The sequence below is a fragment of the Pseudomonas sp. KSR10 genome, assembly GCF_022355455.1.
Lineage (GTDB): Bacteria > Pseudomonadota > Gammaproteobacteria > Pseudomonadales > Pseudomonadaceae > Stutzerimonas > Stutzerimonas stutzeri_E.
In genome coordinates, this window is record NZ_JAKOEN010000023.1 from 177330 (window position 1) to 196294 (window position 18965).

General features: G+C 61.5%; 21 protein-coding genes. 13 read left to right on the forward strand and 8 right to left on the reverse strand.

Annotation, left to right across the window (positions count from 1 at the left end):
• Positions 1-48: 48 nt before the first annotated feature.
• From MCB86_RS20445 to MCB86_RS20455, 3 genes are all read right to left on the reverse strand, one after another.
• Positions 49-606, reverse strand: a complete 558-nt coding sequence (locus tag MCB86_RS20445; protein WP_239612016.1) for a Smr/MutS family protein — start codon at positions 604-606, stop codon at positions 49-51.
• Positions 607-698: 92 nt separating this feature from the next.
• Positions 699-1016 (reverse strand): hypothetical protein, encoded by a 318-nt coding sequence (locus tag MCB86_RS20450; protein ID WP_045161437.1) that lies wholly within the window; start codon positions 1014-1016, stop codon positions 699-701.
• 84 nt (positions 1017-1100) lie between these two features.
• The gene (locus MCB86_RS20455; RefSeq protein ID WP_045161438.1) at positions 1101-1694 is read right to left on the reverse strand and encodes a cysteine hydrolase family protein; all 594 of its coding nucleotides are present in this window, start codon (positions 1692-1694) and stop codon (positions 1101-1103) included.
• 188 nt (positions 1695-1882) lie between these two features.
• Between MCB86_RS20455 and prmB the strand changes: the two genes are divergently transcribed.
• A complete protein-coding gene (prmB, locus tag MCB86_RS20460) occupies positions 1883-2803 on the forward strand; it encodes a 50S ribosomal protein L3 N(5)-glutamine methyltransferase (RefSeq protein WP_239612017.1) in 921 nt (306 codons plus the stop codon).
• A 36-nt stretch (positions 2804-2839) separates the two neighbouring features.
• Here the strand turns inward: prmB and MCB86_RS20465 are convergent, their stop codons facing one another.
• Positions 2840-3628 carry a hypothetical protein gene (locus tag MCB86_RS20465; protein ID WP_045161440.1) on the reverse strand — a complete coding sequence of 263 codons (789 nt, stop codon included), beginning with the start codon at positions 3626-3628 and terminating at the stop codon, positions 2840-2842.
• A 67-nt stretch (positions 3629-3695) separates the two neighbouring features.
• Entirely contained in the window at positions 3696-4661 is a 966-nt protein-coding gene (locus MCB86_RS20470) for an alpha/beta fold hydrolase (protein ID WP_045161441.1), read from the reverse strand.
• 155 nt (positions 4662-4816) lie between these two features.
• Between MCB86_RS20470 and aroC the strand changes: the two genes are divergently transcribed.
• The 7 genes from aroC (at position 4817) to MCB86_RS20505 (ending at position 9560) form a co-directional block, all read left to right on the forward strand.
• Complete coding sequence (gene aroC, locus MCB86_RS20475) at positions 4817-5908, forward strand: chorismate synthase (protein ID WP_239612018.1); 1092 nt, start codon at positions 4817-4819, stop codon at positions 5906-5908.
• A gap of 90 nt (positions 5909-5998) precedes the next feature.
• Complete coding sequence (locus MCB86_RS20480; RefSeq protein WP_239612019.1) at positions 5999-7150, forward strand: MFS transporter; 1152 nt, start codon at positions 5999-6001, stop codon at positions 7148-7150.
• Positions 7147-7767, forward strand: coding sequence for a methylthioribulose 1-phosphate dehydratase (locus tag MCB86_RS20485; RefSeq protein ID WP_239612020.1), 621 nt, complete (start codon positions 7147-7149; stop codon positions 7765-7767). The genes MCB86_RS20480 and MCB86_RS20485 overlap by 4 nt, the downstream gene beginning before the upstream one ends.
• An 87-nt stretch (positions 7768-7854) precedes the next feature.
• Complete coding sequence (locus MCB86_RS20490) at positions 7855-8400, forward strand: acireductone dioxygenase (protein ID WP_045161448.1); 546 nt, start codon at positions 7855-7857, stop codon at positions 8398-8400.
• Positions 8401-8402: 2 nt separating this feature from the next.
• Positions 8403-9086 carry an acireductone synthase gene (gene mtnC, locus MCB86_RS20495; protein ID WP_045161449.1) on the forward strand — a complete coding sequence of 228 codons (684 nt, stop codon included), beginning with the start codon at positions 8403-8405 and terminating at the stop codon, positions 9084-9086.
• A gap of 69 nt (positions 9087-9155) precedes the next feature.
• Entirely contained in the window at positions 9156-9365 is a 210-nt protein-coding gene (locus tag MCB86_RS20500) for a PLD nuclease N-terminal domain-containing protein (RefSeq protein ID WP_021207933.1), read from the forward strand.
• Positions 9366-9368: 3 nt separating this feature from the next.
• A complete protein-coding gene (locus tag MCB86_RS20505) occupies positions 9369-9560 on the forward strand; it encodes a PLDc N-terminal domain-containing protein (RefSeq protein WP_239612021.1) in 192 nt (63 codons plus the stop codon).
• Positions 9561-9621: 61 nt separating this feature from the next.
• Here MCB86_RS20505 and MCB86_RS20510 read toward each other — a convergent pair whose 3' ends face one another.
• A complete protein-coding gene (locus MCB86_RS20510) occupies positions 9622-10566 on the reverse strand; it encodes a DNA-3-methyladenine glycosylase (RefSeq protein WP_239612022.1) in 945 nt (314 codons plus the stop codon).
• Positions 10567-10730: 164 nt separating this feature from the next.
• Between MCB86_RS20510 and speE the strand changes: the two genes are divergently transcribed.
• Complete coding sequence (gene speE, locus MCB86_RS20515; RefSeq protein WP_239612023.1) at positions 10731-11591, forward strand: polyamine aminopropyltransferase; 861 nt, start codon at positions 10731-10733, stop codon at positions 11589-11591.
• A gap of 358 nt (positions 11592-11949) precedes the next feature.
• Entirely contained in the window at positions 11950-12291 is a 342-nt protein-coding gene (locus tag MCB86_RS20520; protein ID WP_045161454.1) for a ribonuclease E inhibitor RraB, read from the forward strand.
• Between the two features lie 12 nt (positions 12292-12303).
• On the opposite strand, the gene MCB86_RS20525 is transcribed toward MCB86_RS20520, so the two are convergent.
• Positions 12304-13260: a LysR family transcriptional regulator gene (locus tag MCB86_RS20525; RefSeq protein WP_045161455.1), complete on the reverse strand. Its 957-nt coding sequence runs from the start codon at positions 13258-13260 to the stop codon at positions 12304-12306.
• 103 nt (positions 13261-13363) lie between these two features.
• Here MCB86_RS20525 and MCB86_RS20530 point away from each other — a divergent pair, with 103 nt between their 5' ends.
• Positions 13364-14119, forward strand: a complete 756-nt coding sequence (locus MCB86_RS20530; protein ID WP_045161456.1) for a sulfite exporter TauE/SafE family protein — start codon at positions 13364-13366, stop codon at positions 14117-14119.
• Between the two features lie 21 nt (positions 14120-14140).
• Here MCB86_RS20530 and MCB86_RS20535 read toward each other — a convergent pair whose 3' ends face one another.
• Positions 14141-15529 carry an MATE family efflux transporter gene (locus tag MCB86_RS20535; protein ID WP_239612024.1) on the reverse strand — a complete coding sequence of 463 codons (1389 nt, stop codon included), beginning with the start codon at positions 15527-15529 and terminating at the stop codon, positions 14141-14143.
• Between the two features lie 121 nt (positions 15530-15650).
• Between MCB86_RS20535 and pdxB the strand changes: the two genes are divergently transcribed.
• A complete protein-coding gene (gene pdxB / locus MCB86_RS20540; RefSeq protein ID WP_239612025.1) occupies positions 15651-16796 on the forward strand; it encodes a 4-phosphoerythronate dehydrogenase PdxB in 1146 nt (381 codons plus the stop codon).
• Between the two features lie 115 nt (positions 16797-16911).
• Positions 16912-18957 (forward strand): DNA polymerase III subunit gamma/tau, encoded by a 2046-nt coding sequence (gene dnaX / locus MCB86_RS20545; protein ID WP_239612026.1) that lies wholly within the window; start codon positions 16912-16914, stop codon positions 18955-18957.
• Positions 18958-18965: the final 8 nt, after the last annotated feature.

An 18965-nucleotide genomic window follows, 5' to 3' on the forward strand; every position in this document is an offset into this window, starting at 1 on the left:
AAGCGGCACGCGGCACCAATGAGCGGATCGAGAAGCCTGACGCTATGCTTACTCGTCGCGTCCTTCGAGCATGGTTCGTTTGAGAATCACATAAACGGCGCCGGTACCGCCATGCCTTGGCAGACATGAGGTGAAGCCGAGCACTTGGGGATGCTGGCGTAGCCAAGTGTTGACGTGGCTCTTGATCAGGGGGCGCTTGCCGTCGATTCGCGCCGCCTTGCCGTGGGTGACCCGCACGCAGCGGATCTCGAACTTGCACGCTTCGGCGAGAAAATCCCAGAGCAGCTCGCGGGCTTTCTCGACGCTCAGTCCATGCAGATCCAGGCTGCCTTCGAAGGGGATCTGACCAGCCTTGAGCTTGCGCATCTGGCTGTCCTGAACACCGTCGCGCGCCCAGTAGAGCTCATCCTCTGCGGCGACATCGATGACGAATTGGTCGGAAAGCACGTCGATTCTGATTTCGCTGCCGCTGATCACTGCATTAGCTCGCCGAGTGGCCATCTGCGCTTTGTTGCCGCGTGGTTTGCCGGTGTCCGCGCGGTCGTGTTCGATCGGCTTGACGCCGCGAACCGCCGACTTAAATAAAGAAAAATCATCTTCTTGCATGGGGCCTCCGCATTTGCGGGCGATTTTACCCCAAAGTTTTTGTCATCACCGCTTCTCCGGCGCAGGCGGGTCCGGGCGATGCGGCTGCGCAATCAGCGCCTGTTCTTCAGTTTGGGGGACAGGCTCAGACCGCCGGGTTCATTCAAGCGTCGACGAACGCGGCGCCGGATGAACATGCCGAGCATGAGTAGGATCAGGCCGAGGATGATCAGTGTCACGGCCGCTTCGCGATCCAGCGCCAAGTTGGCTAGTGCCTCGTTGTCGCTGAACAGGGGTATTGCGCCGGAGCCGGTCATGAGCAAGCCGAAAACGATCAGCAACAGGCCGAGCGCTGCTCCGAGGCGTGCGCCCCAGCTACGCTGTTGGCGAGGCCGGAGGCGGCGTGCATCGAATCCATCGGTTCGTTTCATTCCGGTTACCTCGTCAGAGCTGGCTATGACCGGGACTGTCCGGTCAGGTTCATCATGTCGGGTAACGCTTTGCGGCTCGAAGGCTTAAGTCAGTGCTCCAGCATCGGTCACGCAAACGGCGAAGTTGTCCGCGAGGATGGTCATTTCCATGCGATGCACCTGTGCCGCGTCGATCGCACCGTCTCCCATCGGCAGATCACGGGTGGCGCAGGCCTTGTCGACCAGGGTGCAGCGATAGCCATAGTCTTTCGCCGCGCGGACTGTGGTGCTCACGCTGGAGTGGGTCATGAAACCGCAGACGATGAGGTCCAGTCGCCCATGCTGCTGTAGCAGTTCGTGCAGTTTGGTGCCGGCAAAGGCATTGGGTAGCGTTTTGCCAATCACGGTTTCGCCGGGAAGCGGAGCCGCCTCCGGCATGATCTGACCGCGTAGCCCTTGTGGATCAAAGAGCCCGCCTGGAATACCGAGATGATGAACATGCACGACGGGGGCGCCAGCCTCGCGGGCCGTGGCCAACAAAGTGCTGATTTCCTCGAGCGCTGAGTTCAGGTTCGGTAGTGCGAGGGTCCCTGTCCGATATTCTTCCTGAACGTCAATGACCACAAGGGTCGCGTTAGCCAGAGTCGCCGGTGCATAACTGCGGCCACTGAGCTGAAGCATGGTCTGTGGCTTGGACATGACTGACTCCTTGTTTTGAGAGGGGCATGATTGTGGCGCCAGTTGAGCGATATGTGAACAGCCCAAGGTAATGAATTCGCCATCTGAATCGGCGATGACAGGCAATAAGCCACTACGGCCGCCAGATTACGCTGAGAAACTCTCGGGACCATCGGCTAAACTTCCGTGCTTTTGACAGGAGATGATTCGTGACCGCTTCGCTTTCCCGCTTGCGCACCTTGCGTGACCACATTCGCTGGGCGGTCAGCCGCTTCCATGCCGAGCAACTGTTCTTCGGACACGGCACGGACAACGCGTGGGACGAGGCTCGTCAGCTGGTGCTCGGCGCTCTGCATTTGCCTTGGGAAATGGCTGATAGCTATCTCGATTGTCGTCTTGAAGATGATGAGCGGGAGCATCTGCAGGGTTTGTTGCGCCGGCGGATCGAGCAGCGTGTGCCCACCGCCTATCTGCTTGGACAGGCCTGGTTCTGTGGGCTCCCATTCATCGTCGACGAGCGTGTACTGATTCCACGCTCACCGATTGGGCAATTGATCCAGCGCCGCTTCGAGCCCTGGCTCGCGCAAAACCCCGCGCGAATTCTCGATCTCTGTGCTGGCTCCGGTTGTATCGGCATTGCCTGCGCCTATGAGTTCCTCGATGCCGAGGTGGTGTTGGCAGACCTGTCCTTCGACGCGCTCGAAGTGGCCAACCGCAACATCGAGCAGCATGGGCTGGAGGACCGGGTCTATACGGTGCAGAGCGACGGATTCAACGGCTTGCCGAAGCAGCGCTTCGACCTGATCGTATCCAACCCGCCTTACGTCGATGCCGAAGACTTTGCCGACATGCCCGAGGAATACCATCATGAGCCGGCGTTGGGGCTGGCCTGCGGCGAGGATGGGCTGGATCTGGTGCGGCGCATGCTGGCCGAGGCCGCGGATCACCTCACCGAAACCGGCTCCCTGATCGTGGAGGTCGGTAACAGCCAGGTGCATGTAGCGGCGCTTTATCCCGAAGTGGATTTCACCTGGCTGGAATTCACCGACGGTGGCCATGGCGTGTTTCTGCTCGCCGCGAACCAGTGCCGCGAGCACCAGGCACTGTTTCGCGAGCGGCTCAAGGGATAGCAGAAGCAGGCGCCCTCACACTGGGTGGCGGTGCGGTCAGCGGGTCGCGATCCATATCAGCAGTCCCGCCTGGAAAAGCGCGAATGCAATGAGGCAAGCGATGGTGAACCTGAGGCCGCCATCTTCGCGGCGGAATCTGTTCAGACGTTCCTGCATGTCGCGAATCGTGCTTTCCTGCTCCAGCAGGTTGCGATCGGCTTGTTCGAGCATTGCCGCGGCGTCCGTCAGCTCGATGATCTGTACTTTGTCGTTGTTCCAGTCAGGGCGCAACGTGCTGACCCGAGGGGCCCCGTAGGTTGCCTTGAGTTGCTGAGGGTCTGCATACAGCACTTCGAAACCCTGGCTCAGCAGGCAATGGTCGCGTCGTAGGCGCATGTCGTTGCCGGTTATGTCCTTCGTCGGGAGTGCACCGCCTTCCACCAGATAGTGCGCCCAGCGCTTTTGCGCCCAGAGCGCTCCCTGCGCCAGGAGAAAGCGTCCGAGGCCGCGGTTGACCGGCTCCACGTGCAGACCGGAGTCGGGGCCGAAGCGCACCTCCTTGGCACGATGATCCGCCCAGATTTCCAGAACGTTGTGCTTCTTCGAGAGGATCTGACCGGGCAATCGGACGAAAAGCCGCAACAGGCTTTGCTGTTGTGTGTGCCGCTCGATCTGGGCCAGCTCAACGAACCTCAGCGGCCGCGTACCGGTATCTCTGTCGGTGGGCAATGGCGACAGGCGCAGCAATCGAAAACGATCCGGAGCAAGAGTTGCCCAAGGATGCGGCTGCGGTGCGGCGGGCGTTTGGGCCTCACTGTCGGTTGGTGCTGGTGAGCTATCGGTCATGTCGGCGTCCTGGGCCTGTGCGGTCGAGTCGTTGCGGCAGGCAAGGAGCGTATCGGCCGACGGATGACTAACTGGATGGTGGCAATACGCTATGTTTGTGCAGGAATTGGCTGATCTGCTCAGGCAGGGCATGTGCAATGGGCAGTTCGGGTTGGTTGTAGGATGCCCTCTGCCGGTCGCGCTCCATCGGAACGATGCGCAGGACATGGTTCATTCCTGGGATCAGCACCAACTCGGCGTCTTCCCTGGCACGCTGCAAGGCGTAGGCATCGTCGCGTCCAACCTGGATGTCATGCGTTCCCTGGATGATCAGCGCAGGCGCCGTCGTGCTGGCGAATGCCCCGGCTGGATCCTGATCGAACAGGGTGATCAGATAGGGCTGTACGCTCGGACGGAACAGGACTTGCAGTGCCTCCGGCACCTGCTCGTGCGTGCGTCCCGCCTTGATCTCGTCGATCAGGTACTGCGCGGTCGCCAGTAGCGGTGGTGGCAGACGTCCCTGTAGCTGTTCGCGTAACAGCAGGTCGATGGGCACGCCGCTGCCTGCAATGCTGATCAATGCGTCGGGTTTCACGACAGGCTCCGCCAGGCTGGCAATCAATGCGCCCTCGCTGTGGCCGATCAGCACAACCTTGGAGAAACGCGGGTCCGCCTTCAACAATCTTGTCCAGGCTACCGCATCCGCGACATAGCGATCCACGCTCAACTGACGCTCGTCTGGCGCCGCCGCCAGACTCCGGCCAACCCCGCGCTTGTCATAGCGCAGGCTAGCCATACCCCGTCTGGCAAGCGCTTGTGCCAATCGCTTGAGGCTATCGTTACGGCCCATGGGATTGTTGCCGTCGCGGTCGGTGGGGCCCGATCCGGCGATCAGCAGGGCAACCGGCAAGGGTTCGGCGGTCTTCGGCAGGAGCAGGCTGCCATGCAGGTTGCCATCGGACACATGCAGGGTCATCGCCTGGTGCAGCAGGGTCTGGGCCTGGGTATGGGGCGTGAGCATGGCGAGGAAAGTGAGCAATAAGAGGAAACGCATGAGCAGGAAATCAACCGTCGGCGGAGCGGGTTGGATACGAGGCGAGCGGATTGGTTCGCCGATCAGCAGTATGCGCCGCCGTGAGAGGCGGTGAAACCTGCAGCGGCTCGGGTATACTTCCGGCCCCTGTTTAGGTCGATCGCGGAGCGCCCTGCATGTCCGGCAACACATACGGCAAGCTGTTCACCGTCACCACTGCTGGCGAAAGCCATGGTCCGGCGCTGGTCGCCATCGTCGACGGTTGCCCTCCAGGGTTGGAACTGACCGTTGAGGATCTGCAGCGAGACCTCGATCGACGCAAGCCCGGCACCAGCCGACATACCACCCAGCGCCAGGAAGCGGACGAGGTGGAGATTCTCTCCGGGGTGTTCGACGGGCGCACCACCGGTTGCCCGATCGGCTTGCTGATTCGCAACACCGACCAGAAGTCCAAGGATTACTCGGCCATCAAGGACCAGTTTCGTCCTGCCCATGCCGACTATAGCTATCACCATAAGTATGGTCTGCGCGATTACCGGGGCGGTGGACGCAGCTCGGCGCGCGAAACGGCGATGCGCGTCGCCGCCGGTGCCATCGCCAAGAAGTACCTGGCGACCCTGGGTATCCAGGTGCGCGGCTACATGAGCCAGCTCGGACCGATCGATATTCCATTCAAGAGCTGGGACAGCGTCGAGCAGAACGCTTTCTTCAGTCCCGACCCGGACAAAGTGCCGGAACTCGAAGTCTACATGGACCAGTTGCGACGCGATCAGGACTCGGTCGGTGCGAAGATCAGCGTCGTTGCCGACGGTGTCCCGCCCGGTCTTGGCGAGCCGATCTTCGATCGCCTGGACGCCGACCTGGCGCATGCCCTGATGAGCATCAACGCCGTCAAGGGCGTGGAGATCGGTGCCGGTTTCGCCAGTGTCGCCCAGCGCGGGACCGAGCACCGTGACGAGATGACCCCGGAAGGTTTCCTGTCGAACAATGCCGGCGGCGTGCTGGGCGGCATCTCTTCCGGTCAGCCGATCGTTGCGCATCTGGCGCTCAAGCCGACGTCAAGCATCACCACACCGGGACGCTCGATCGATACCGACGGCAATCCGGTGCAAGTCATTACCAAAGGCCGACACGATCCCTGTGTCGGTATCCGCGCCACGCCAATCGCCGAAGCGATGATGGCCATCGTGTTGCTGGATCATCTGTTACGCCACCGCGGGCAGAATGCCGACGTGCTAGTGGGCACGCCGGTGTTGGGGCAAATCTGAGCATGAAGCTGGAATTTTGAAGCTGGACGATGACCCAAGCGCTCGCTCCGGTATCGAATTGCTTTGCTTTCAGCCCATGGCTTCTCGCTTATGACTGCTGCTCTTCCGTACTGGCGCCTGTCCGGCTTCTATTTTTTCTACTTCGCGCTGCTCGGCTCAGCCGCGCCCTTTCTCGGACTGTACTTCGACCACCTGGGCTTCGCCGCCGAGCGTATTGGCGAACTGGTCGCCATCCCGATGCTGATGCGCTGTCTGGCGCCGAATCTGTGGGGCTGGCTTGGTGACGTCACGGGGCGACGGCTGGCGATCGTGCGCATCGGCGCGCTCTGTACGCTGCTCTCGTTCGGTCTGATCTTCTTCAGCAAGAGCTACGCCTGGCTCGCGTTGGTGATGGCGCTGCATGCGTTCTTCTGGCATGCCGTGCTTCCGCAATTCGAAGTCATCACCCTGGCCCACCTGCGTGGGCAGGCGTCCCGCTACAGCCAGATCCGCCTGTGGGGGAGTGTCGGTTTCATCGTTGCGGTGGTGGGGCTTGGTGCGTTGTTCGAGCGGCTGAGCCTGGATATCTATCCCATGGCGGTGATGGCGGTAATGATCGGCATCCTCATCAGCAGTGCGTGGGTACCCAATGCCATGCCCGAGCAGCGACCGGAGCTGGCCGGGCAGGGCGGCTTTGTCCGTCAGCTCTGTCGTCCGGGTGTGCTGGCGTTCTTCACCTGTGTGGGGCTGATGCAGGTCAGCCATGGGCCTTATTACACCTTTTTCACCATTCATCTCGAGGCGCTCGGATATGGTCGAAGCACCATCGGGCTGTTGTGGGCCCTGGGTGTAATTGCCGAGATTCTGATTTTCCTGGTGATGGCCAACTTGTTGGCGCGCTTCTCGTTGCGCCAGGTTCTGGCGGCAAGTTTCGTGCTGGCGGCAATACGCTGGCTGTTGCTGGGCACGCTGGCCGATTATCTGGGCGTGCTGCTGGTGGCGCAACTGATGCACGCGGCGACGTTTGGCAGCTTTCATGCAGCTGCGATCCATTTCGTTCAACGCAGCTTCGGTCACCGGCAGCAAGGGCAGGGGCAAGCGCTGTATGCAACGCTGGCCGGCGTCGGTGGGGCGCTGGGTGCGCTTTACTCCGGCTATAGCTGGGCCAGCCTCGGCCCGCTATGGACCTTCGCTATCGCCAGTCTGGCGGCACTGGCCGCAGCCGTTATCATTGTCATCCCCAAGCAGGAGAACCGGGCATGACCGCTATTCGTGAACACTTGTCGCAGGCCATCATCGACGCGGGCCGTTTTCTCTATGGCCGCGGCTGGTCGCCGGCAACCAGCAGCAACTATTCGGCGCGTCTGACCTGCAGCGAAGCGCTGCTGACCGTTTCCGGCAAGCACAAAGGCCAATTGACAGTCGATGACCTGCTGGCCGTCGATATGGAGGGCCGCAGCCTGGAAGCGGGCAAGAAGCCATCGGCCGAGACCCTGCTGCACACTCAGCTGTATCGCTGGAAGCCGGAAATCGGTGCCGTGCTACACACTCACTCGGTCAACGCTACCGTGCTTTCGCGCCTTTGCCTGAGCGATTCGCTGGTGTTCGCCGACTACGAGCTGCAGAAGGCATTCAGCGGCATCGCGACCCACGAATCCCAGATTCTGGTGCCGATTTTCGACAACGACCAGGACATCGATCGACTCGCCTCACGCGTTCAACCCTGGCTCGACGAGCACCCCGATTGCGTCGGTTATCTGATCCGTGGGCACGGCCTGTATACCTGGGGCGCACAAATGAACGACGCACTGCGGCAAATCGAGGCGTTCGAGTTTCTGTTCGAATGTGAATTAAAGATGCGCACCCTGCAGCGGGTGTAAGCCTGCACCTATTTTTGTCGCACGCAGCGCGTGTCCGAATAACCGATGACGAGTCCGGGACAGCCATTCCCGCCGGAGACAACCACCATGAGCATCCTCAGCGTTTATCAGGACAGTGTTCCCGAGCAGCCACTCAAGGTTCTCACTCACGTCGACGACATCGCCGCCACACTGGCCGAGGTCGGTGTGCATCTCGAGCGCTGGGAAGCCAGCGCGCCGATTGGAGCCGGTGCCAGTTCCGAAGAGGTGATTGCCGCCTATCGTCCGCAGATCGACCGGCTGATGAGTGAGCGCGGCTACGTCACCGTCGATGTGATCAGCCTGAACAGCGATCACCCGCAGAAGGCCGAACTGCGAGCCAAGTTCCTCGAAGAGCACCGCCATGCCGAAGACGAGGTGCGCTTCTTCGTCGCCGGCCGCGGGCTCTTCACATTGCATATCGAGGACAAAGTATATGCCGTGCTGTGCGAAAAGAACGACCTGATCTCCGTGCCAGCCGGTACCCGGCACTGGTTCGATATGGGGGAGAATCCGCACTTCGTTGCCATCCGCCTGTTCAACAATCCCGAGGGCTGGGTTGCGCAATTCACCGGTGAAGATATCGCCGGCCGCTTCCCACGGCTGGAGGACTGAAGATGCCGATCAAAGCCATCCTCACCGATATCGAAGGGACTACCAGTGCGGTGAGCTTCGTCTTCGACGTGCTGTTTCCTTATGCCCGTGAGCATTTGCCAGCGTTCGTTCGCAATCATTCGGCAGAACCCGCCGTGGCGGAGCAGATAGAGGCGGTACGGCGTGAGAGTGGTGAGCCGGAAGCGGGCATCGAGCGTGTCGTCGAGATCCTGCTGGAGTGGATTGCCGCCGACCGCAAGGCGACGCCGCTGAAAGCGCTGCAAGGCATGGTCTGGGCCCAAGGCTATCGCGCCGGCCAGCTCAAGGGCCATGTCTATCCGGATGCGGTGCAGGCGTTGCGCCGCTGGCACGAGCAGGGATATGCGCTGTACGTGTATTCCTCAGGATCGATTCAGGCGCAGAAGCTGATTTTCGGCTGCGCCGAGGTGGGTGATCTGACACCGTTGTTCTCCGGTTATTTCGACACCGGCAGTGGTCACAAGCGCGAGGCCGATTCATACGGGCGAATCGCTGCCGCTATAGGCCTTCCGGGCAATGAAATCCTGTTCCTATCTGACGTGGTGGAAGAGCTGGATGCCGCACGAGAGGCGGGTATGCACACCTGCGGTCTGGTTCGCGAGGGCGGCGAGCTGGCCGGGCACGTGGCGGTCGACAGCTTCGAAGCGATCGATCCGGCCGGCTACTGAGCGGATCGCCTGAACCCTCAAACCGCCCAGGCATCCTAATTACGAACTCACCGTAATTGGAGTCTTGTCATGACCGATGCCTTCGGCGGTATTTTCGGCCTGCTTATCCTGGCACTGGATATCTGGGCCATTGTCAGCGTACTGCGTAGCGATAGCACCACCGGCAAAAAGGCCCTGTGGGTGTTGTTGATCGTCATCCTGCCGGTCCTGGGGCTGATCATCTGGGGCATCATGGGGCCCCGCGGCAATCGCCCCGATGACCGGAACTTGAGGCCCTGACACGTGGAGAGCTGGAGCACGCTGCTGGCCCTGATCGTGCTGGTCGCTGACGCGCTGGCGATCTTCCAGGTCTGGCGCAGTCGTATCGAGGTGGGACGCAAGATCATCTGGAGTCTGGTCATCGCGCTGCTGCCGGTCGTGGGATTGATCATGTGGTTGGTTGCGGCCGGCCATTTCGCCAAAGCCAGGTTGTGATCCGCACGCATCGATACCCAGCTTTTCAAGCGGCAGCGCCCGGCGGCTGTTCGTCTGCCGATTAACGACTCGCGGCTGATGGTGAGGTATCCACCAGCTTGGCTTGCTTCTGCCTTGGTACCGCCGTGCTGCTGCCGTAGTTTTGCCAGATATGCACCGCGGCATAAGCCCGCCAGGGCCGCCAGGCCTGGGAACGAGCCAGGAGTTGCCTGGCCGTGATGCCGCTGCTGCCCCATAAAGGGGCTTTAAGCAGGCCAAGGTCTGCGACCGGAAAGGCATCTGCCTCACCGAATCCCCGAAGTGCAATATATTCCGCCGTCCAAGGGCCTATGCCAGGGAGCGCGCAGAGCCGCTTGACCAGCTCGTCCGCGCCGTCCCCGATGTGAAGTTCGAGCGCACCATCGGCCACCGCTGCGGCCAGGCGCTGCAAGGTCGCAACGCGTTTTCCGGGCATGCCGATATTCTCCAGCTGGGCGCTGGCTATGGCTTGCGGGCTGGGAAACAACCGGAGCGTGGCACCAGCTCCACATACGGCTACCTGGGGCAATTCCTCGCCGAGCCGTTCCACCAGGCGCCGGGTGATGGTCACCGCGGCCTTGACCGTGACTTGCTGGCCGACGATGGCTCGCACGGCTTGTTCGAAAGGGTCGAACGCAGAGGGCAAGCGCAATCCGGGGGTAGCGGTGACCAACGGCCCGATCAGCGGATCGTCAGCGAAATGCCGCACGATGACCGCCGGATCGGTGTCGAGGTCGAACATCTTACGAACCCGGATCGCCAGCTGGGCCGCATGCTCTTGTAGCGAATCGCTGAGCGTCAGCTCGAGGACAGTTTGTCCGGGTAATGGTCGAACACTGATCCAGCCAGCGCTGTTGCCGGCCCGCACGGTGCGGCTGTAGCACTCGGAATCGAGCGCCTCCACGCCGGGTAGCAAGCGCAGGGCGAAATGCTGGTGAAATTGCGACCAGCTCCAAGGGGCGAGGTAAGGCAGGTAAAAGGACGTCATGGTTCGACGATAGCCAGCATTGATGGGGTTGTCTTCACCGAACGCGCTTTGAAAGTAGATGGTTCCACCTGTCATATGACCAAAGTAGAATGCGCCTCTTTGCCAACGTACGAGCGTACGGCTTGCGCCGCTCGTCTGTTAGCCATCCATCCGGGAGAACACCCATGAGCGACTATCAGGAAACTCTCTACGAGGGATACGGCCAGCGCTTCAGGATCGACAAGATGCTGCACGAAGTGCGCACTGAGCATCAGCATCTGGTCATTTTCGAAAACGCCCGCATGGGCCGCGTCATGGCGCTCGACGGGGTGATCCAGACCACCGAGGCGGACGAGTTCATCTATCACGAGATGCTCACCCACGTACCGATCCTGGCCCATGGCCTGGCGCGGCGCGTGCTGATCATTGGTGGTGGTGACGGCGGCATGCTGCGCGAAGTCGCCAAGCACCGCGATGTCGAAAGCATCACCATGGTCGAGATTGACGGTACCGTGGTCGAGATGTGCAAGGAGTTCCTGCCGGAGCATTCGAAAGGGGCGTTCGACGATCCGCGGCTGAACTTGGTTATTGATGACGGTATGCGCTTCGTTGCGACCACCGAGGAAAAGTTCGACGTGATCATTTCCGATTCGACCGATCCCATCGGGCCGGGCGAGGTCCTTTTCTCGGAGAACTTCTACCAGGCATGCCGCCGCTGCTTCAACGATGGCGGCATCCTGGTCACGCAGAACGGCACTCCCTTCATGCAACTTGCCGAAGTGCAGACAACCGCTAAGCGCATGACCGGGCTGTTCCCCGACTGGCACTTCTACCAGGCTGCGGTTCCCACCTACATCGGTGGGGCCATGACCTTCGCCTGGGGCGCCTGCGACTCGGCCAGCCGCAAACTGCCACTGGAAACCCTCTGCCAGCGTTTCGCCGGTAGCGGCATCGTCACCCGTTATTACAACCCGCACATCCATCTCGGCGCGTTCGCGCTACCTCAATATGTGTTGCAGGCCATCAACAAGCCCAGCAACAGCTAAACTGCCTCGTGCGCTGCGACTTTTTTGCAGCGCACCTGGATCGGTTCGGACGGCGTAGCGCCCGCCGCGACTCGACGCACCCATTGCGGTGACGATGCATACGCCGTATGTTCGAAGCGCGGCTGCGTACCATAGGCAATGTCCGAGCGCGTCTGGCACGGACGCGGTATCGCGGCTGAATCGAACTCCCAGGCGCCGCAGAGGCCTATTAGAAATACCGCAAGGTTTATACCGCTTCGGGCTTCCGATTAACGAGGCAACCCACGGCTGGCGCTGTCCAGTCGGTATCCGCAACGAGGCAAAACAAAGGCTATCCATTCCTGAAATCGTTCATCCATGAGTGAGAGGAGGTTGTTTTATGAGTACCACCTTCCATGAGGATGTAAGCGGCAACGTGCTTCTGAGGATGAAAGAGGGCGGATTCGATTTCTCCCGCGTCCATCCGATAGAGTTCTATGCCGTGTTTCCCGACCGTGAACGTGCCTGCGCGGCCGCCAGCAATTTTCGTGGCGAATGCGTCAATGCTCAGATTGCCCCCCGTGACGACGGCGCCTGGGACCTCCAGGTCAGCAAGGTGATGTATGCCACTTTCGACGGTATCGGTGACTTCGAACAGGACTTGGAGAACCTGGTCGAGCCGCTGGGTGGCGTGGTCGATGGCTGGGGCGTGACGCAGGAACTTTCAGGCTGCGCTGTCTGATCATCGATTCGCTCAACCAAAACCGAGTCCGCTTTGCAGTGCCTGGTCCCAAGGTGGGACCGGGCCAAAGCGGCTTTTCAGGAATTCCAGCAGCAGCCGGCTGCGAGAGTCGGCTTCCCGAGTCAGTCGCAGGGCATAAATACCGCTTGGCTCCGGCGTTGGCAGGCCTTGTTCGCAGAACAACGGCAGCAGTTCGCCACGGAGCAGGTGGTCGCTGACCAGCCAGGTCGGAAGATGTGCAATACCCAGTCCGGCCAAGGTGCCGCAAAGCAATGCCTCTGCATTGTTCGCAACCATGCGCAGGCGTCTCGGGCGCAACAGTTGTCGTTTGCCCTCATGCTCGAACCGCCATGCATGCGGCGGCGCCAGCGCATCCCAGTCCAGCCCGTCATGTTCCGGCAGCTCCGCAACGCTCTGCGGTCTACCCCGTCTTTGCAGGTAGTTCGGACTGGCGCAGAGGATACGTAACAGCGGCGCCAGAGGCGTTGCGACCAGGCGCGTGTCGGCCTGCGGGCCGATGCGCAGCACCAGGTCGACCTCACCCAGATGCTCACCTTGCAAGTCGACGAAGCTGTCGATCAATCGCAGCTGAATGTCCACGCCGGGGTAGGCTTGCAGAAAGTCGGCCAGCGCGGGCGCCAGATGGCGCCGTCCGAAGGGAGCCGGTGCATCGATGCGGATACGACCTTCCGGCGCACTTTGCAGCGACGTCATTTCCGCCCGCGCTAGGTGCAGTTCATGGACGATGCGTCTGGCGCGCTCGGCAAACGCCTGTCCGGCGGCGGTGGGCTTGATCGAATGCGTGCTGCGGCTGACTAGCTGACAGGCGAGTGACCTCTCCAGCGAGTCGATGCGGCGCGCGACGGAAGAGGGCGTGAGAGCATGCAGGCGGGCCGCGGCCGAGAAGCTGCCGGTATCGAGCACGTCGAGAAACAGTCTGAACTGGTCTGTGAGGGCAGTGGTATCCATAGGGTTGCTCGGTTATGCGGAAATCGCAAAGCCATTGTGCACATCTGTGCGTATACCTGCCAGGCGCCGCTGAGTAGCATGGCGGTTTTGTCGGGAAGCAATCATGGACTTCGTCGGATTCGGGCTGAACACGGTATTGGGTTTGGTGTTGGGAACCCTTGGTGGCCTGTTCGGGATCGGCGGTGGGCTGATTGCAATTCCGGTGTTGGGCGTGCTGTTCGATCTGGACCAGCAGGTTGCGCAAGGCACGGCGCTGGTAATGGTGGTGCCTAACGTTCTGCTCGCGATCTGGCGTTATCACCAACGCAACCGAATCGACCCGCGCCACGCCGCAGCGTTGGGCGTCGCCAGTTTCGGCTTCGCCATCGCCGGCGCGGCGGTCGCGGTATCTCTGGATGCTGGGCGTATGCGTATCGCCTTTGTCGGCTTTCTCGTTGCCTTGGCTATCTACACCCTAACGCGTGTTTTCTTTCGTCCGCATCCCGGCGGGACCGAACTGCGTCACCCCTGGCCGTGGCTGGGCGTGTTGGGCGCTGGTGCCGGGGCGTTGGGCGGATTGTTCGGCGTCGGTGGCGCGGTGCTTGCCACGCCGGTGCTCACCGCCGTATTCGGTACTTCACAGGTCGTGGCGCAGGGGCTTTCATTGTCGCTGGCAGCTCCCAGCACCGCGGTCACCTTGTTCGCCTATGCGACCCATGGGCAGGTCGACTGGGCTCTGGGATTGCCGCTCGCCATCGGCGGTCTGCTGAGCATCAGCCTTGGCGTCAGGCTGGCGCATGCACTGCCGGAACGCCTGCTTCGTCTGCTGTTCAGCGGCTTTCTGCTGGCGAGCGCGGTCATGCTGGCGCTGGAGGTGTGAGTGTGTCGAGTCGGGCCGCTGCTACGCGGTGACCCGACACGGCTGTCGGTGGATCTCGCGACGGGCACTGCGCACCAGGCGGATGGTCAGGAGTATCGCGGCGCAACTCAAACCGGCGATCAAGCCCTGCCATAGGCCCGCCGGGCCGCTCGGGTCGCCGAACCTGTCGGTGAGGCCGAGCACGTAGCCCACCGGTAAACCGATCCCCCAGTAGGCGAAGAGCGTGAAAATCATCGTCATGCGCGTGTCCTGGTAGCCGCGCAGCGCACCTGCCGCAGTAACCTGCACCACATCTGAGAACTGGAACAGCGCGGCATAGAAGAACAGGCTGGCAGCGACCGCGATAACCGCCGGATCGGTGGTATAGATTCGGGCGATCTGCTCGCTGAACAGCAGCATGCTACCCGCCGAGAAGCAGGCATAGGCCAGGCTCGATACGATCCCTAATCCGGCGACGAAACGTGCGTCTCGCGGTGCGCCGCGCCCGAGCGCTTGGCCGATGCGGATGGTGATGGCCATCCCCAGCGACAAAGGAATCATGAAGATAAGCGAGGTGAAGTTCAGCGCAATCTGGTGCCCGGCGACGACGGTCGCCCCCAGACCGCCAATCAACAAGGCGATGACCGAGAAGATGCTGGCCTCGGCGAAGACCGCAACGCCGATCGGCACGCCAACCGAAAGCAGGCGACTCAGCACCGACCATTGCGGCCAATCGAAACGGGCGAATAGCCGGCTTGGTTGGTAATACTCGGCTCGCCGCACCCAGAACAGCATGGCCAACAACATGAAACCCATGACCAGCGCTGTCGACCAGCCGCAGCCAACGCCGCCCATGGCTGGCAGGCCCAGCTTGCCGTAGATGAAAATGTAGTTCAGCGGAATATTTAGGGTCAGCGCGAGAAGACCCACCACCATGCTTGGTCGGGTGTGACCGAGCCCGTCGCTGAAACAGCGCAGCACCTGATACAGAGCCACCGCCGGAAAACCGCAGGCGACTGCCCGCAAGTAGGCCATGGTGGGATCGATCAGCGCCGGCTCGACTTGCATCAGATGCAGCACCGGTTCGGCATTCCACATCAGCAGCGCGAACAGCGATCCGATACCGAACCCCATCCACAGCGCCTGCCGGACCAACGGCCCGATCTGTTCATGCTGACTACTGCCGAAGCGCTGAGCGACGTTGGGTGTGGTCGCCAGAATGACTCCGGTCACCAACAAGAACACTGGAACCCAGATGGAGTTGCCCAAGGCGACCGCGGCAAGATCACGCGGGCTGACACGCCCGGCCATCAGCGTGTCGACGAAACCCATGGCGGTGTTCGCTAGTTGGGCGATCATCATTGGTAATGCGAGGGCAAAGAGCGTGCGCAGTTCTACGCGGACTCGTCTGAGTTTCAACTCAGTGGGCATTGCGTGTTTTCCGGATTGTATACAGAAGCGGACTAGTCTACGCCGCGAGAGTGGCGCTCGGGAAGGCAGCAGAGCGGCTCGACGCGGTCTAGAATGGGCCGATCAATGACGGAGCCCGCTAATGCGTATTCTTGCCGACGAAAACATTCCATTGGTCGAAGCCTTTTTTGCCGAGCATGGCGAGATTCGCCGTATGCCGGGCCGAAGCATCAATAGAGCAGCGCTCGAACAGGCTGAGGTGCTGCTGGTTCGTTCCGTCACCCGGGTCGACCGCGAACTTCTGGAAGGGAGCGCCGTGCGCTTCGTAGGCACCTGCACCATCGGTACGGACCATTTGGACGTCGATTACTTCGAAGAGGCAGGTATCGATTGGGCGAGTGCGCCGGGATGCAATGCCCGTGGTGTAGTCGACTACGTACTCGGCAGCTTGTTGGCGCTGGCCGAGGGGGAAGGTGTGTCACTGAGTGATCGCCGTTATGGCGTGGTTGGGGCCGGAGAAGTCGGCGGCAGGCTGGTGAAAGTTCTGCGTGGCCTGGGTTGGGATGTACGTGTCTGCGATCCACCGCGCCAGGCGCGCGAGATCGGTGAGTTCGTCGGCCTGGATGAAATACTCGAAGAGTGCGACGTCATCAGTCTGCACACACCGCTGACGCTGGAAGGCGAACATTCGACGTTCCATTTGTTCGATAGCGCTCGCCTGTCGCAGTTGCGTCCGGGCGCTTGGTTGATTAATGCCGCCCGTGGTGCGGTCGTCGATAATGCCGCCTTGCGCGAACTGCTGGCCCAAAGGCCAGACACCCAGGCCGTGCTCGATGTCTGGGAGGGGGAGCCGCAGGTCGATGTCGAACTGGCGGAGCTCTGCTGGATCGCGACACCGCATATCGCCGGCTACAGCCTGGACGGCAAGCTGCGCGGAACGGCCCAGATCTATCAGGCGTTTTGCGCCAGTCGAGGTCTGGAGCCTAAAGTCGCACTGTCCGAATTGATGCCTGTTACGCCCCTTCGGGGGCTCTTATTCGATGCCTCGGCCGAGCCCGGCGACGTCTTGGCGACGATCTGCCGAGCTGTCTATGACCCACGTAGGGATGACGCTGCCTTTCGCCGCAGCTTGTGCGAGGGTGAAGAGCAGCGTCGGATCGGCTTCGATCAGCTACGCAAGCAATACCCGCAGCGTCGAGAAATAGACAGCTTGCAGATCCAGATCAGCTCCAGCCAGCCGCAGCTGGAACAGCTGGTGGGAGCCCTCGGGGCGACCTTGAAGCGCTGATCGGGCTTTGTCCGCGATTGCGATGCGCATTCGGGTTCCGGGCGACAGGCCGGATGCAATTTGCGGCCTGCTCCGCTAGCATTACCCGTCCTCTGCTTTATCCCGCGATGGTGTTATGAGTTATCAGGTACTAGCCCGTAAATGGCGTCCGCGCTCGTTCCGCGAAATGGTCGGGCAGACGCACGTGCTCAAGGCCCTGATCAATGCGCTGGACAGCCAGCGCCTGCACCATGCCTACCTGTTCACCGGCACGCGCGGGGTCGGCAAGACCACCATCGCGCGAATCATCGCCAAGTGCCTCAATTGCGAGACCGGCATCAGTTCCATGCCCTGTGGCGAATGCTCGGTCTGCCGAGAGATCGACGAGGGCCGTTTCGTCGACCTGATCGAGGTTGACGCTGCAAGCCGCACCAAGGTCGAGGATACCCGCGAGCTTTTGGATAATGTGCAGTACGCACCCAGCCGCGGTCGCTACAAGGTCTATTTGATCGACGAAGTGCACATGCTGTCGTCGCATTCGTTCAATGCGCTGCTCAAGACCCTCGAAGAGCCGCCGCCCCACGTCAAGTTTCTGCTGGCCACGACGGACCCGCAGAAGCTGCCGGTGACCATCCTCTCGCGCTGCTTGCAGTTCTCGCTGAAGAACATGCCTCCCGAGCGCGTGGTCGAGCACTTGACCCATGTGCTCGGTGTCGAGCAGGTGCCTTTCGAGGAAGATGCCCTCTGGTTGCTGGGGCGCGCCGCCGACGGCTCGATGCGCGATGCCATGAGTCTGACCGATCAGGCTATCGCATTCGGTGAGGGTAAGGTGCTCGCGGCCGATGTCCGCAGCATGCTGGGAACTCTCGATCACGGGCAGGTGTATGGCGTATTGCAGGCGCTGTTGGAAGGCGATGCCCGGGCGCTGCTGGAGGCGGTTCGCCATCTTGCCGAACAAGGGCCTGACTGGGGCGGCGTTCTGGCGGAAATACTCAACGTGCTACACCGTGTCGCTGTCGCTCAGGCGTTGCCGGACGCGGTAGACAACGGCCAGGGCGATCGTGATCGGGTGTTGGCGCTGGCGCAGGCACTGCCGGCCGAGGATGTACAGTTCTATTACCAGATGGGTCTGATCGGTCGACGTGACCTGCCGCTGGCACCCGATCCGCGCAGCGGCTTCGAAATGGTCCTGTTGCGCATGCTCGCGTTCCGGCCTGCCGATAGCGAAGACGCGCCGCGAACATCACTAAAGAGCTTGGGGATCAGTCCGGCCACTACTGATTCCAGAACAACGGATGTGGCCGGTACAGCGGCATCGGCTGTACCGGTTCGTGATCCGGTTGTAGTGCCGAAGGCACCCGCGCAGCCTGCTGCCGTTACCCCTCAGCCCGCTCAGCAGGCAGAGCCGCGGCCCGCTTCGGCAGCCGCCGTTCCTGCTCCAGAACCGTTATCCACTACGAGTGCCGTGCCGGTTGATGCGACACCCGAGCCCACAACGCCGGAACCTGTTCCGCCGGTTGTCGATGTGCCTTGGAACGAACCGCCCGTTACGCCGCCGGTCGCGGTGGAAAGCGAGGCCCTGGAACAAAGGGTCGAGCCCATTGGCGAGCCGGAGCATCTGGCTGCAGTGGTCGAGGTAAGCGAGCCGGACGATGACGAGCCGCCGTTGACCGACGAGGACTATTTCGAGGTTGAAACCCAGGCCGAGGCTTATCTCGATGGGCTGGACGATCTGGCGTTGGAGCCGCAGGCCGTCGAGCCGGCGCCCGCGGTTCAACCTGCGACCGGCTTGGCTGCCGAGTGGCTCGATATCTATCTGAAGCTTGGCTTGGGCGGTCTGACCGGCAGCATTGCGGCCAACTGTACATTGATATCCATAGATGGCGATCGCTGGCTCATGCACTTGGATCCGGCGCAAAGTGCTCTGTTCAATGCGACTCAGCATCGGCGCTTGAACGATGCGTTGAATCAATACCACGGGCGCACATTGCAACTCGATATCGAGCTGCAGACACCGCAACAGGAAACGCCTGCCCAGGCCGCTGCACGCCGCCGCGGCGAGCGTCAGCGAGCGGCAGAGCAGTCGATCCAGACCGACCCCGTAGTGCAGCAACTGATGCAACAGTTCGCCGCAGTTATTCGCGACGGTACCATCGAACCCGTAGAACACTCCGAACCCTGATCCGAGGT

Coding starts and splice junctions, on each gene's coding strand:
- MCB86_RS20445 (WP_239612016.1), bottom strand. CDS start 606: ATGCAAGAAGATGATTTTTCTTTATTTAAGTCGGCGGTTCGCGGCGTC.
- MCB86_RS20450 (WP_045161437.1), bottom strand. CDS start 1,016: ATGAAACGAACCGATGGATTCGATGCACGCCGCCTCCGGCCTCGCCAA.
- MCB86_RS20455 (WP_045161438.1), bottom strand. CDS start 1,694: ATGTCCAAGCCACAGACCATGCTTCAGCTCAGTGGCCGCAGTTATGCA.
- MCB86_RS20465 (WP_045161440.1), bottom strand. CDS start 3,628: ATGACCGATAGCTCACCAGCACCAACCGACAGTGAGGCCCAAACGCCC.
- MCB86_RS20470 (WP_045161441.1), bottom strand. CDS start 4,661: ATGCGTTTCCTCTTATTGCTCACTTTCCTCGCCATGCTCACGCCCCAT.
- aroC (WP_239612018.1), top strand. CDS start 4,817: ATGTCCGGCAACACATACGGCAAGCTGTTCACCGTCACCACTGCTGGC.
- MCB86_RS20480 (WP_239612019.1), top strand. CDS start 5,999: ATGACTGCTGCTCTTCCGTACTGGCGCCTGTCCGGCTTCTATTTTTTC.
- MCB86_RS20485 (WP_239612020.1), top strand. CDS start 7,147: ATGACCGCTATTCGTGAACACTTGTCGCAGGCCATCATCGACGCGGGC.
- MCB86_RS20490 (WP_045161448.1), top strand. CDS start 7,855: ATGAGCATCCTCAGCGTTTATCAGGACAGTGTTCCCGAGCAGCCACTC.
- mtnC (WP_045161449.1), top strand. CDS start 8,403: ATGCCGATCAAAGCCATCCTCACCGATATCGAAGGGACTACCAGTGCG.
- MCB86_RS20500 (WP_021207933.1), top strand. CDS start 9,156: ATGACCGATGCCTTCGGCGGTATTTTCGGCCTGCTTATCCTGGCACTG.
- MCB86_RS20510 (WP_239612022.1), bottom strand. CDS start 10,566: ATGACGTCCTTTTACCTGCCTTACCTCGCCCCTTGGAGCTGGTCGCAA.
- speE (WP_239612023.1), top strand. CDS start 10,731: ATGAGCGACTATCAGGAAACTCTCTACGAGGGATACGGCCAGCGCTTC.
- MCB86_RS20520 (WP_045161454.1), top strand. CDS start 11,950: ATGAGTACCACCTTCCATGAGGATGTAAGCGGCAACGTGCTTCTGAGG.
- MCB86_RS20525 (WP_045161455.1), bottom strand. CDS start 13,260: ATGGATACCACTGCCCTCACAGACCAGTTCAGACTGTTTCTCGACGTG.
- MCB86_RS20530 (WP_045161456.1), top strand. CDS start 13,364: ATGGACTTCGTCGGATTCGGGCTGAACACGGTATTGGGTTTGGTGTTG.
- MCB86_RS20535 (WP_239612024.1), bottom strand. CDS start 15,529: ATGCCCACTGAGTTGAAACTCAGACGAGTCCGCGTAGAACTGCGCACG.
- pdxB (WP_239612025.1), top strand. CDS start 15,651: ATGCGTATTCTTGCCGACGAAAACATTCCATTGGTCGAAGCCTTTTTT.
- dnaX (WP_239612026.1), top strand. CDS start 16,912: ATGAGTTATCAGGTACTAGCCCGTAAATGGCGTCCGCGCTCGTTCCGC.